General features: G+C 35.2%; 12 protein-coding genes. 8 read left to right on the top strand and 4 right to left on the bottom strand.

Annotation, left to right across the window (positions count from 1 at the left end):
- The first annotated feature begins 112 nt into the window (after positions 1–112).
- The 8 genes from thrA (at position 113) to ACJJVT_RS02270 (ending at position 8,884) form a co-directional block, all read left to right on the top strand.
- Positions 113–2,554 (top strand): bifunctional aspartate kinase/homoserine dehydrogenase I, encoded by a 2,442-nt coding sequence (gene thrA / locus ACJJVT_RS02305; RefSeq protein ID WP_405396119.1) that lies wholly within the window; start codon positions 113–115, stop codon positions 2,552–2,554.
- Between the two features lie 23 nt (positions 2,555–2,577).
- Positions 2,578–3,504 (top strand): homoserine kinase, encoded by a 927-nt coding sequence (locus ACJJVT_RS02300; RefSeq protein ID WP_405396116.1) that lies wholly within the window; start codon positions 2,578–2,580, stop codon positions 3,502–3,504.
- Positions 3,505–3,544: 40 nt separating this feature from the next.
- Positions 3,545–4,840, top strand: coding sequence for a threonine synthase (gene thrC / locus ACJJVT_RS02295; RefSeq protein ID WP_405396114.1), 1,296 nt, complete (start codon positions 3,545–3,547; stop codon positions 4,838–4,840).
- Positions 4,841–4,939: 99 nt separating this feature from the next.
- Positions 4,940–6,025, top strand: a complete 1,086-nt coding sequence (gene gcvT, locus ACJJVT_RS02290) for a glycine cleavage system aminomethyltransferase GcvT (protein WP_299800960.1) — start codon at positions 4,940–4,942, stop codon at positions 6,023–6,025.
- The gene (locus ACJJVT_RS02285) at positions 6,026–6,940 is read left to right on the top strand and encodes a glutaminase (RefSeq protein WP_405396111.1); all 915 of its coding nucleotides are present in this window, start codon (positions 6,026–6,028) and stop codon (positions 6,938–6,940) included.
- Positions 6,937–7,764 carry a sugar nucleotide-binding protein gene (locus ACJJVT_RS02280; protein ID WP_303600119.1) on the top strand — a complete coding sequence of 276 codons (828 nt, stop codon included), beginning with the start codon at positions 6,937–6,939 and terminating at the stop codon, positions 7,762–7,764. The genes ACJJVT_RS02285 and ACJJVT_RS02280 overlap by 4 nt, the downstream gene beginning before the upstream one ends.
- Positions 7,765–7,781: 17 nt before the next feature.
- Positions 7,782–8,072, top strand: a complete 291-nt coding sequence (locus tag ACJJVT_RS02275) for a 4a-hydroxytetrahydrobiopterin dehydratase (RefSeq protein WP_073245998.1) — start codon at positions 7,782–7,784, stop codon at positions 8,070–8,072.
- Positions 8,073–8,173: 101 nt separating this feature from the next.
- Positions 8,174–8,884 carry a YebC/PmpR family DNA-binding transcriptional regulator gene (locus tag ACJJVT_RS02270; RefSeq protein WP_405396109.1) on the top strand — a complete coding sequence of 237 codons (711 nt, stop codon included), beginning with the start codon at positions 8,174–8,176 and terminating at the stop codon, positions 8,882–8,884.
- A gap of 103 nt (positions 8,885–8,987) precedes the next feature.
- On the opposite strand, the gene ACJJVT_RS02265 is transcribed toward ACJJVT_RS02270, so the two are convergent.
- Genes ACJJVT_RS02265 through kdsB form a run of 4 tightly spaced genes read right to left on the bottom strand, consistent with a single transcriptional unit; the run spans position 8,988 to position 12,108 of the window.
- Positions 8,988–9,515, bottom strand: coding sequence for a 1-acyl-sn-glycerol-3-phosphate acyltransferase (locus ACJJVT_RS02265; protein WP_405396107.1), 528 nt, complete (start codon positions 9,513–9,515; stop codon positions 8,988–8,990).
- Between the two features lie 57 nt (positions 9,516–9,572).
- Entirely contained in the window at positions 9,573–10,682 is a 1,110-nt protein-coding gene (locus tag ACJJVT_RS02260; protein WP_405396106.1) for an iron-containing alcohol dehydrogenase family protein, read from the bottom strand.
- 23 nt (positions 10,683–10,705) lie between these two features.
- The gene (locus ACJJVT_RS02255; protein ID WP_405396105.1) at positions 10,706–11,404 is read right to left on the bottom strand and encodes an HAD family hydrolase; all 699 of its coding nucleotides are present in this window, start codon (positions 11,402–11,404) and stop codon (positions 10,706–10,708) included.
- Positions 11,395–12,108 (bottom strand): 3-deoxy-manno-octulosonate cytidylyltransferase, encoded by a 714-nt coding sequence (gene kdsB, locus ACJJVT_RS02250; protein WP_405396639.1) that lies wholly within the window; start codon positions 12,106–12,108, stop codon positions 11,395–11,397. Before kdsB ends, ACJJVT_RS02255 begins: the two co-directional genes overlap by 10 nt.
- Between the last annotated feature and the right edge of the window lie 23 nt (positions 12,109–12,131).

The raw sequence follows: 12,131 nt of genomic DNA, 5'->3' as shown, positions 1-12,131 counted from the left end.
TACTTATGGTACAACAACTGCATGGTTCACCCTTAGGGGTTAAAAACTATATTTCTCCGTACCCGTGTTTAATTACACCATATCTTAAATTACAAAGTCAATATTTCATATCATGAAAGTTCTAAAATTTGGTGGTTCATCTGTAGCCAAACCCGAAAATATAATTAAAATTAAGAATATAATCTCCAAGTATAATGACCCGATAATTCTGGTTGTTTCTGCTTTAGGAGGTGTAACGGATCTATTATTAGAAGCTGGGTCATTAGCTTCTACTCAAGATCAATCTTACAAAAAAATTCTTAGCACATTAGAAGAAAGACATCTTTCTACCATAAAAGAACTAATACCTGTAACGGCACAAAGTAAAGTACTTAGCAAAGTTAAGAGCGAGTTCAACGTATTGGAAACTCTTTTGGAAGGTGCTTTTTTTATTGGAGAAATTACTCCGAAATTATCTGATAAAATAGTTAGCTACGGAGAACTTCTTTCTTCTTACATTATTAGCGAATACCTTGTTAGCGAAAAAATAGATGCTGAATTTAAAGACAGTAGAGAGCTGATAATTACACATAAGTTTAATGGCAAGAATGTCGTCAATTTCACAAAAACCAATGCTAACTGCCTAGATTATTTCAAAGCTTCAAATAAGAAAGTAACCGTTTGCCCAGGATTTATAGCTACTTCTGAAGAAGGAGTATCTACTACTTTAGGCAGAGGTGGCTCTGATTATACAGCAGCAATATATGCTGCCGCTATTGATGCAGATGTTTTAGAGATTTGGACAGATGTTAGTGGTATGTATACTGCGAATCCAAAAATGGTAAAGCAAGCAAAAGCTATTCCGCATATTTCATATGAGGAAGCTATGGAGCTGTCTCATTTTGGTGCCAAAGTGCTTTATCCGCCTACTATTCAACCAGTATTATCTAAAGGGATATCTATTGTAATAAAGAACACTTTTAGCCCTGATAAAGCCGGTACATTAATTACAAAATCTAAAAACGAAAAAGGTAAGACCGTTCGTGGTATAAGCCATATTGGCAATATTGCATTGCTTTCTTTAGAAGGACCGGGAATGGTTGGTATACCAGGAATTTCAAAACGATTTTTCGAAGTTCTTTCTCAGGCAGATATTAGTGTGGTTTTAATTACACAAGCATCTTCTGAGCATTCTATCTGTGTTGGTATTTCTGCCGATGATGTTGAAAAGGCAGTAAATATTGTCAATGAAGCTTTTGAATATGAAATTGAAAGAGGTCGTATAAAAGAAGTAATGCCCGAAAAAGATTTAGCTATCGTTGCCCTAGTTGGTGACAATATGAAAAGCCATCAAGGATTGAGTGGTAAAATGTTCAGCACTCTTGGTAAAAACAATGTCAATATTAGAGTGATTGCCCAAGGTGCGTCTGAAAGAAACATTTCTTGTATTATAGATGAAAAGGATGTCAAAAAAGCACTGAATGCATTGCACGAAGAGTTTTTTGAAGAAAACATTAAGCAATTAAACCTATTTGTAATGGGTGTTGGTAATGTTGGGGCTAAATTTCTAGAGCAAATTAAAGAGCAACGTAAATTCTTGAAAGAGAATTTAAAATTGAACATTCGAGTAATAGGAATGTCCAACTCAAGAACTATGCTTTTTGACGAAAAAGGGATAGACCTAAATGATTGGTCAGCCAAACTTGCGGCAGGTGAAAAAGCCGACAAGGTTAAATTTTTAGAATTGGTAAATAGCCTAAACTATAGAAATAGCATCTTTGTTGATAACACAGCAAGTGAAGAGGTTTCTAAAACGTACAGCGAATATTTAGGTAATAGTATTTCTGTAGTTACTTGTAATAAAATTGCTTGTTCTTCTGCCTTTGAAAACTATTCTCATTTAAAATCTTTAGCAAGAACATATAACGCTCCTTTCTTATTCGAAACTAACGTTGGCGCTGGGCTACCCATAATTGACACTTTAAAACACCTAATTGCATCCGGAGATAAAATCCTTAAAATTCAGGCTGTTCTTTCAGGAAGTTTAAACTTTGTTTTCAATAACTTCAATGATAAAACCACCTTTCATGATGTGGTAAAACAAGCTCAGGAAGAGGGATATACAGAACCTGATCCAAAAATTGATTTAAGTGGAGTTGACGTAATGCGTAAAATATTAATTTTAGCTCGTGAGAGTGGAAATCAATTAGAAATCAGCGATATTACCAACAATCCATTCTTACCTGAAGAAAGTTTAAACACAGCTAATAATGATGAGTTCTTTGCTTCTTTAATACTAAATGAAGCTCACTTTCAATCCCTATTTACTAGCGCAAAAGATGCGGATAGCAAATTGAAATATGTTGCTCAGTTTGACAATGGTAAGGCTAGTGTTGGTTTGCAAGAAATACCTAAGGGTCACGATTTTTACAATCTAGAGGGTAGTGATAACATCGTACTTTTTTACACTGAAAGATACCCAGACCAACCAATGATTATTAAAGGTGCCGGTGCTGGTGCAGCGGTAACAGCTTCTGGTATATTTGCCGATATTATACGAATTGGTAATTTCTAAATTTCATAACAATAGTATTCATTATGAGCCAAAACGAAATTAAAGTCTTTTGCCCTGCAACAGTAGCAAATGTTTCATGCGGATTTGATGTTCTAGGCGTTGCCCTAGACTCGGTCGGTGATGAAATGATAGTGAGAAAAGTACCTCAAAAGGGTATTAGAATCACCAAACTAACAGGACAAGACCTACCAAAGGAAACTCTGAACAATGTTGCCGGCGTGGCTGGTAATGCATTTTTATTAGCATCTGATTATGATGGCGGATTCGAAATTGAAATCAATAAAAAAATAAAACCTGGTAGTGGTATTGGTAGTAGCGCTGCAAGTTCTGCAGGTGCTGTCTGGGCAATGAACCATTTATTGGATAACCCGTTCAGTAAGACCGAACTGGTAAAATTCGCCATGGAAGGCGAACGCTTGGCTAGTGATGTTGCCCATGCAGACAATGTAGCCCCTGCCCTATTTGGTGGGTTTACATTGGTGCGCAGCTATAGTCCGCTAGATGTAATTACTATCCCAGCTCCTTCAGAATTATATGTTACTATTATACATCCGCAGATAGAAATAAAAACATCAGATTCTAGAAAAATTCTAAAGACCACTATTTCTATGGAAACCGGTATTAAACAATGGGGCAATGTAGGAGGCTTAGTTGCCGGATTATTCAAAGAAGACTTTGACTTAATTGGTCGCTCTTTAGAAGACCATATTGTTGAGCCTATTCGTTCTATATTAATTCCTGGTTTTGATGAAGTTAAAAAGGTATCTCTAGAAGCTGGTGCGTTAGGTTCTGGCATCTCAGGATCCGGACCGTCAATTTTTGCATTTAGTAAAGGGAACGAAACAGCAACAAAGGTCGGTAATGCGATGAAAACGGTTTATGATAAAATCGGTATAGCTTACGAAATACATGTTTCAAAAATTAATATGGAAGGCGTTAAACTTTTATAAGTTCAGCACATTTTCATTATAACATTTAAAAATATTCAGCTTGAAATTCTATAGTTTAAACAATACAGCACCTGAGGTTTCTTTTGATAATGCCGTAGTCAATGGTATTGCACCTGATAAAGGTTTGTATTTTCCGGAGGAAATTAATGCATTATCTAGTTCTTTTTTCGAGAATATTGAAAGCCTATCTAACGAAGAAATAGCGTTTATCGCAATACAGCAATTTGTATCGGGCATTGTACCTGATGATGTCTTGAAGAACATTTTAAAAGAGGTGCTAGATTTTGATTTTCCAGTAGTTGAAATCACTCCAAACATTGCCACATTAGAATTATTTCATGGCCCTACCATGGCATTTAAAGATGTTGGCGCTCGTTTTATGGCACAATGTTTAGGCTATTTCTCAAGGTCTACGAAAAATGAAGTAACCGTACTTGTAGCTACTTCTGGTGATACTGGTGGTGCCGTTGCTAATGGCTTTTTAGGTGTTGCAGGAGTGAACGTAGTTATACTCTACCCTAGCGGAAAAGTGAGCGATATTCAAGAAAGACAGTTAACCACTCTAGGTAAAAATATTACCGCTTTAGAAGTTGATGGTACTTTTGATGATTGCCAAGCTATGGTAAAGAATGCCTTTTTAGATAAAGAGCTTCTTGACCATATGAAACTGACTTCAGCAAATTCTATTAATGTTGCTCGTTGGTTACCACAGTTATTTTATTTTCTTTTCGCCTACAAGCAAGCAAAATCAAAAGGTAAAGAGATTGTATTCTCTGTTCCTTCCGGTAATTTCGGTAATATATGCGCAGGTTTAGTTGCGCAGCGATTAGGCATGCCAGTAAAGCACTTTATAGCTTCTACTAATGTGAACGATACCGTACCGCAGTTTATGCTTACAAAAGAGTATACTCCTAAACCATCTACAGCAACTATTTCTAATGCGATGGATGTTGGTGATCCAAGTAATTTTATTAGAATAAGACATTTATTTCAAGATAATTTTGAAGCGCTAAAAGAGAACCTTTCCTCCTATCCTTTTGATGATAATCAAACAAAGGATGCCTTAAAGGAAATATACAATATCAACGGGTATATTGCTGATCCACATGGTGCGGTCGGGTACTTGGGCTTGAAAAAATATCAAGAACAAAATCCTGATTCTTACGGTATTTTCTTAGAAACTGCGCACCCTGTAAAATTCTTGGATATTGTTGAAGAAACACTTCATGTAAAATTAGAAATCCCTGCACAGATTCAGAAAGTAATGGGAAAAACTAAAAAATCTATCAAGATTTCAACCTATGGCGGACTGAAAGATTTTCTTTTAAAATCTTAGTCTTGTATTAAAGGTTACAATATTTTCCTAATTCGAGGTTTAGCCACATTTGCTTCTATTTATTTTCGATAAATTTGTATCGCCAATAAATAGAAAAAGATGAAAAATACTGCGCTTACCACAACTCACGAATCTCTTGGTGCCAAAATGGTTCCATTTGCTGGTTATAACATGCCCGTTTCTTACGAAGGTGTTAATGCCGAACATGAAACTGTACGTAAAAGTGTGGGCGTTTTTGATGTATCACATATGGGCGAATTTTTAATCTCTGGGCCTACTGCCTTAGATTTAATTCAAAAAGTATCGTCTAACGATGCGACGAAACTGACTATTGGCAGAGCACAATACAGTTGTCTACCTAATGAAACTGGTGGCATTGTAGATGACCTTATCATTTATAAAATTAAAGAAGAGCAATATTTATTAGTGGTGAACGCTTCAAATATTGAAAAAGATTGGAATCACATTTCATCTTACAACGATGAATTTAAAGCAGATATGAAAAACATATCTGAAGGATATTCGCTTTTAGCGATTCAAGGTCCTAAGGCTGTTGAAGCTATGCAATCTTTAACATCTGTTAATTTAGCTGATATAAAATTTTATCATTTTGAAGTTGCTGATTTTGCAGGTATAGATAATGTAATTATTTCTGCAACAGGATATACCGGTTCTGGTGGATTTGAAATTTACTGTAAGAATGACGAGGTAAAACAAATATGGGACAAGGTTTTTGAAGCCGGAACAGATTTCGGAATTAAACCAATCGGATTGGCAGCTAGAGATACCCTTCGTTTAGAAATGGGATACTGCCTTTATGGTAATGACATTGACGATAATACCTCTCCGCTTGAAGCTGGTTTAGGATGGGTTACAAAATTCAATAAAGATTTTGTCAACTCTGCAGCTTTAGAAAAAGAAAAACAACATGGACCAAAACGTAAATTAGTTGCTTTTGAACTAGACGAACGTGGTATACCTAGACATGGTTATGATATTGTTGATAATAATGGAAAAACAATAGGCGTGGTAACTTCTGGTACTATGTCGCCTTCAATGGGTACTGGTATCGGCTTAGGTTATGTTCCTCCGATTTTTTCAGATGTAGGCAGTAAAATTAGCATTCAAATTCGAAAAAATGCAGTACCTGCAAGTGTAGTTAAATTACCCTTTTACAAAAAGTAGATGATAGATTTTCAACATATTCTTACCTCAATTAATGAAGCTGCATCTAATGAAAAAGATAAAGGTAAGATTGCAGATTATATACCTGAATTAGCGAAGGTCAATGTTGACAATTTCGGTATTCACCTGATAGATATTCAACAACATAATTTTTCAGCAGGAAAATCTGACGAACAATTTTCGATTCAAAGTATCTCGAAAGTTTTAAGCCTTTCAATGGCTTTAGGACTCATCGGAGAAAAAGTTTGGAAACGTGTAGATGTTGAACCTTCTGGAGATCCATTTAACCATCTATCGCTTTTAGAATTAGAAAACGGAATACCTAGAAATCCGCTAATTAACCCTGGTGCAATTGTAATTGCAGATATTTTGGTTTCACAGTTAAAGAACCCGAAAGAAGATTTTTTAAACTACGTAAGAAATATTGCAAATGATGACACTATAGATTATGATATAGATGTGGCACAGTCTGAAAAACGAACAGGATTTCGAAATTTTGCAGCAGCCAACCTTTTAAAATCGTATGGTAATCTAAAAAATGATGTAGACGTTGTTCTGGATTTTTATTTTCATCAATGTTCACTTGCTATGAACTGTGTTCAATTAACGAATACTTTTTTCATGTTCATGAACAATGGAAAGTGTAGAAGAAATAATACGTTCTTAACAGTATCACAAGTGAAACGTATTAATGCCATAATGTTGACGTGCGGCTTTTACGATGAAGCAGGTGAATTTGCTTTTGAAGTTGGACTGCCTGGTAAAAGTGGTGTAGGCGGCGGTATCGTGGCCTTTCTCCCAAATAAATTTTGCGTTTCCACTTGGTCTCCCGGACTTAACCCTAAAGGGAATTCTAAATTAGGAATGCTTGCCTTAGAAAAATTAACTACAGAAACTGAACTTTCCATTTTTTGAAATTAGAAACTAAAAAAATATTAATTCTTGGCGGAAGTGGATTCATAGGCAATTCGATTTACAAAGAGCTTTGTAATTATTTCGACACCTATGGCACCTATTGCCATGCCGCAAACTCATTCTCATCTAATAAACAATTTATACATTATAATTTAGAGGAAGATGATATTGTCGAGGTATTAGAAGCTGTTAAGCCACAGGTAATAGTTTCAGCATTAAGAGGAAATTTTGCTGCCTTGGTCATTGCCCACGACCATATTGCAGAATATATTTTAAAAGAAGAATGTAAGATTTATTTTATATCATCTGCCAATGTTTTTGATACCTATAGTAAATACCCATCTTATGAAATGGACAAGACTTTATCTGAAAGTGTATATGGCAGATTAAAAATAAAGATTGAAAATATGTTGCTAAGGTTACCAAAAGACAAAATGGCAATCTTAAGAGTGCCTATGGTATTTGGCAATAGCTCCCCTAGAGTTAAGGATATGAAAAAGGCTATTTTAGCAAATGAACCTGTTGAAGTCTTCCCAAACCTAATATTAAATGTCACTAATGATGATAAGCTAACGCAACAAATTCATTACCTTATCAATAGAGATAAAACGGGTATTTACCATTTAGGAAGCAATGATCTAACACATCATGAAGATTTTATTAAAGAAGTTTTAGAACGTGTAGGTAATTTTAATCCTATTATAAAAAGAGTTTATACCACTAATGAAGATAGGTATTTGGCTGTTTTACCAAAGACCAATAAATTGCCAAAAAATTTACAGTTTACTTTTCAAGATATTATTGACCATCATGTTTTAAATTAGTAGTAATTATGAAAGAAATGGAAAAATTTACTGACCAGCAAATAGCGGACTATTTGGGTCAACTTGACGGATGGGAATATGTGGATGGCGCCATAGAAACCACTTTTGAATTTAAAAATTTTAAAGAAGCATTTTCGGTAATGACACGTATAGCCTTTGAATGCGAGGCACAAGGTCATCACCCAGATTGGAGCAATGTTTACAATACTGTAAATATTCGTCTAAACACCCATGATGCTAATGGTGTTACCGAAAAAGATTTTGTTTTAGCCAGAACGATTGAAGACATCATAGAAAGTGAATTTTAATAATCGATATTAATTACAGATAGAAAAGGTTATTAATGAAATTCAATTTATTGATTTCTGAACATTGACCGTTTTTGTACATTTGTTTAAAATAATTTACCATGGGAAGAGCTTTTGAGTTTAGAAAAGCACGTAAAATGAAAAGATGGTCAGCAATGTCCAAAGCCTTTACACGTATAGGCAAAGATATTGTAATGGCCGTAAAAGAAGGCGGACCAGATCCAGATTCCAATTCACGCTTAAGAGCAGTTATACAGAATGCGAAGTCTGTAAACATGCCGAAAGACAATGTGGAACGAGCTATTAAAAGAGCAAGTGATAAAAGTCTTGGTGATTATAAAGAAGTCCTTTTTGAAGGATATGCACCACACGGTATAGCTATATTAGTTGAAACTGCAACTGACAACAATACTAGAACGGTAGCGAATGTTAGAAGTTATTTTAATAAGTGTAATGGAAATATGGGTACATCAGGATCTGTAGAATTCATGTTTGACCATACTTGTAATTTTAGAATACCAGCTGAAGGTTTAGACCCTGAAGAAATAGAATTAGAGTTAATTGATTTTGGAGCTGAAGAGGTTTTCATTGATGATGACGGAATACTAATTTACGGACCATTTGAAAGTTTTGGCGCCCTACAAAAAGAATTGGAGAACCGTGAAATAGAAATTTTATCTTCAGGCTTTGAACGTATACCGCAAGTAACGAAATCACTAAACGAAGAAGAAGTTGCAGATGTTGAAAAGCTTCTAGAAAAATTAGAAGAAGATGATGATGTACAGAATGTATATCATTCTATGGAAGAATAAACTTCTATATAGTTTTATAAAAAAAGGAGACCAAATAGGTCTCCTTTTTTTGTTTTATGCGGGTTTATAAAACCTATTGTCGTTGAATTAACATTTCACCCTATCAATGCTTCCCCTCAACCCCTTCAAAAAAAGCATGATACTTCTTAAAATCGGCTTCTTTATCTTCTGTTGGGATAAGAGGTTTTGATAATTTTATTTCTTTTTTGCCGTAGTCAAAAGCAACTAGTACAATTGGTACATTGGCGGTTTTAGCAATGTAGTAGAATCCTGTTTTCCATTTTTCTACATTTTTTCTGGTGCCTTCGGGCGAAAGTGCTAATCTGAATTTTTTTCGCTCACTGAATATCTCCGCTGTAGCTTTTACGGTATCATTGGTTTTAGTACGATCTATTGGTGCACCACCTGTCCATCGAAAAAACCAACCGAAAGGAGGTTTGAATAAACTCTTCTTGCCTACAAAGTTTATTTCTTCTTGCCAGACCGCACGAATTAACAACCCCAACAGAAAATCCCACCAACTGGTATGCGGCACTACAATGGCCACAAATTTATCTAAGTGGGAAGGAAAGGCTCCGTTCAATTTCCATCCTAGAATTTTAAAATATATAAATTTTGCTATTTGCTGCATATGACAAAAATGTAGGCTATGCTATTAACTGACCTACTGATTAAATAAATTAAAAAACTATATTTTCTGGTAAATAGCCTTGAGTTTTTCAGGAGTAACTACAGACTTCCAGTCTTCGCCTAAGGCATTTTCCCATAATGGAGCCATCCCCATAGCAACAGTAATCATCGTATCCATTTCTGCATTCGACAACTTTGCACATATCCCTTTTGGCAATTCTATATCATGCTTTTGGAGCATTTTTTTGAACACTTCTACTCCTTCCGGATAAAACTCTTCTAAATATTGAAAAACAAGACAATTGCCTATTCCGTGTTTTACACCTAAAACGTAACCTAAACCATAACTCATGGCATGTGCTACACCTACTTGTGAATATGCAATACTCATACCACCATGCCAAGATGCCATCATCAACTTCTCTCTACTTTCTGATTCTTCTATATCTTCTAAAAAAACTTCTTTGCAAAGCTCTAGCGATTTCTCGCCATAACTCTGACTGAATGCATTCAAGAAGGTTCCATTTAGGGATTCTATACAATGTATAAAACAATCCATACCTGTATAGAACCATTGTTCTTTTGGCACTCCTACTGTTAATTCTGGATCTAATAAGACCTGGTCAAAAGTGGTATAATCTGAATTTATACCTAATTTCTTTTCCGGACCCATTAATACCGTGGTTCGAGAAACCTCTGCTCCTGTACCACTTATGGTCGGTATACCTACATGATATATTGATTGTTTATTGACTAAGTCCCAACCTTGATATTCTGATGCACTACCTTGATTAGTCAGCATAATCGCAACTGCTTTTGCCAAGTCTAATAAGGTGCCACCACCAATACCGATAATACCAGATGGTAGTTCAGTAAACTTTTCATGAATCATTTCAACAAGAGCGTCCACTTGTTCGGTTTTTGGCTCTTCTTCGGCTGAAATTAAAATAATTTGATCACAAAAAATACTGGGAATTCTATTGATGAGCTCCGTATTTTCAAAAACATCATCTACCAAATAAATCATTGGTGCTTCTGAGTGTTTTCTTTTCGGCATTAAAATATCACCCAGGGTATCAAAACTACCCTTACCATAAACTATTCTTGGCACCATAGGGAAATTTCTAAACTCCTCTGACGCTTTCGTTGGTATTTTCTTCAATGTCATTTGTTTATTCACGTCCATTTTCATTAAACATATTCCAAAATATCCGTTAGGGTAGATATCGTCATGTATCCTTTATTCTCTATAGGTCCTTTTACCTCTTCATGCTCCCATGTAGTATGAAAAGGAACATGTATTGCCCTTGCCCCTATTTCTACTAACGGCAAAACGTCTGATTTCAGAGAGTTACCAATCATTAAAAACTCACTTGGTGCTATCTGCAAATGCTCTAGAAGATCGCTATAATTCTTTTCCTTTTTATCACTCAACACTTCTACATGATGAAAATATTCTGACAATCCTGATCGTTCCAATTTTCGTTCTTGATCTAAAAGATCGCCTTTTGTCAAGACAATTAATCGGTATTTATCTTTCAAACTTTTTAAAACATCTTCTACTCCGTCCAATAATTCTACTGGCTGGGTGATCATTTCTTTTCCCAAATCTAAAAGTGCTCCTAACGTTTTAGTTGACACCTCATTATTTGATAGTTCTAAAGCACATTCAATCATAGAAAGCATGAAGCCTTTTATACCATAACCATATAAATCTAAATTCTTTATTTCTGTTCTAAAGAGCTCTTGATCTATTTTATTCTTGGTTTCGTACTTCTCCAACAAGTTGGCGAATTTATCTTCAGTATCTCTAAAGTAAGTCTCGTTAACCCACAGAGTATCGTCTGCATCGAAACCGATAACATTAATTCCGTCAAAATTTATTTCCATGCTGCTTGAGCTTTCTTTAAGTCCTCAGGAGTATCTATTTCTATACCCTGAACATTCGTTTCTACCATTTTAATCTTCTTACCATATTCTAAATAACGTATGGCTTCAATTTTTTCTGTCGCTTCTAATTGTAGCATTGGCAAGTGCTGAAAATCCATTAACGCACTTTTTCTAAAGGCATAAATACCTTTATGCTTATAATATATGGTTTGCTCACTTTTTGCTCTTGGATAAGGTATCGGTGACCTAGAAAAATACAATGCAAAATCTCTATTATCTACTATTACTTTTACCGTATTCGGATTATTAATTTCTTCTTCATCCGTAATTTTAACCATTAGAGAGGCTAGATCAATTTCTTTATGAATATCATCTTCAAAAACCTTCATCACCCCTTCTAAGCTTTCTCTATCTGTAAATGGCTCATCGCCTTGCACATTTACAATAATATCGACATCCATCTGCATAACGGCCTCTGCAATACGATCACTACCACAATCATGTTCTTTTTGGCTCATAATAGCCAAACCACCTGCTTTAATGATAGTGTCATAGATAACATCGCTATCTGTCACTACATATACTTCGTCAAATAACTTGGTATGTACCGCAGCTTGATAGGTTCTTAAAATGACCGGTTTACCAGCTAAATCTTGCATTAATTTTGCAGGAAATCTTGATGCCGCATAACGGGCAGGTATCATTGCTATTTTTTTCAACTATTTTA

This window comes from Maribacter sp. Asnod2-G09, assembly GCF_045063795.1.
Taxonomy (GTDB): domain Bacteria; phylum Bacteroidota; class Bacteroidia; order Flavobacteriales; family Flavobacteriaceae; genus Maribacter.
Note: the sequence above shows the minus strand (reverse complement) of the source record. Positions and strands in the feature narration are given on the sequence as shown.

Bases quoted from the DNA above. Each gene is read 5' to 3' on its own strand.
- ACJJVT_RS02300 (WP_405396116.1), top strand. From the start codon at position 2,578: ATGAGCCAAAACGAAATTAAAGTCTTTTGCCCTGCAACAGTAGCAAAT.
- ACJJVT_RS02285 (WP_405396111.1), top strand. From the start codon at position 6,026: ATGATAGATTTTCAACATATTCTTACCTCAATTAATGAAGCTGCATCT.
- ACJJVT_RS02270 (WP_405396109.1), top strand. From the start codon at position 8,174: ATGGGAAGAGCTTTTGAGTTTAGAAAAGCACGTAAAATGAAAAGATGG.
- ACJJVT_RS02265 (WP_405396107.1), bottom strand. From the start codon at position 9,515: ATGCAGCAAATAGCAAAATTTATATATTTTAAAATTCTAGGATGGAAA.
- gcvT (WP_299800960.1), top strand. From the start codon at position 4,940: ATGAAAAATACTGCGCTTACCACAACTCACGAATCTCTTGGTGCCAAA.
- thrA (WP_405396119.1), top strand. From the start codon at position 113: ATGAAAGTTCTAAAATTTGGTGGTTCATCTGTAGCCAAACCCGAAAAT.
- ACJJVT_RS02255 (WP_405396105.1), bottom strand. From the start codon at position 11,404: ATGGAAATAAATTTTGACGGAATTAATGTTATCGGTTTCGATGCAGAC.
- ACJJVT_RS02275 (WP_073245998.1), top strand. From the start codon at position 7,782: ATGGAAAAATTTACTGACCAGCAAATAGCGGACTATTTGGGTCAACTT.
- kdsB (WP_405396639.1), bottom strand. From the start codon at position 12,108: ATGATACCTGCCCGTTATGCGGCATCAAGATTTCCTGCAAAATTAATG.
- ACJJVT_RS02260 (WP_405396106.1), bottom strand. From the start codon at position 10,682: ATGACATTGAAGAAAATACCAACGAAAGCGTCAGAGGAGTTTAGAAAT.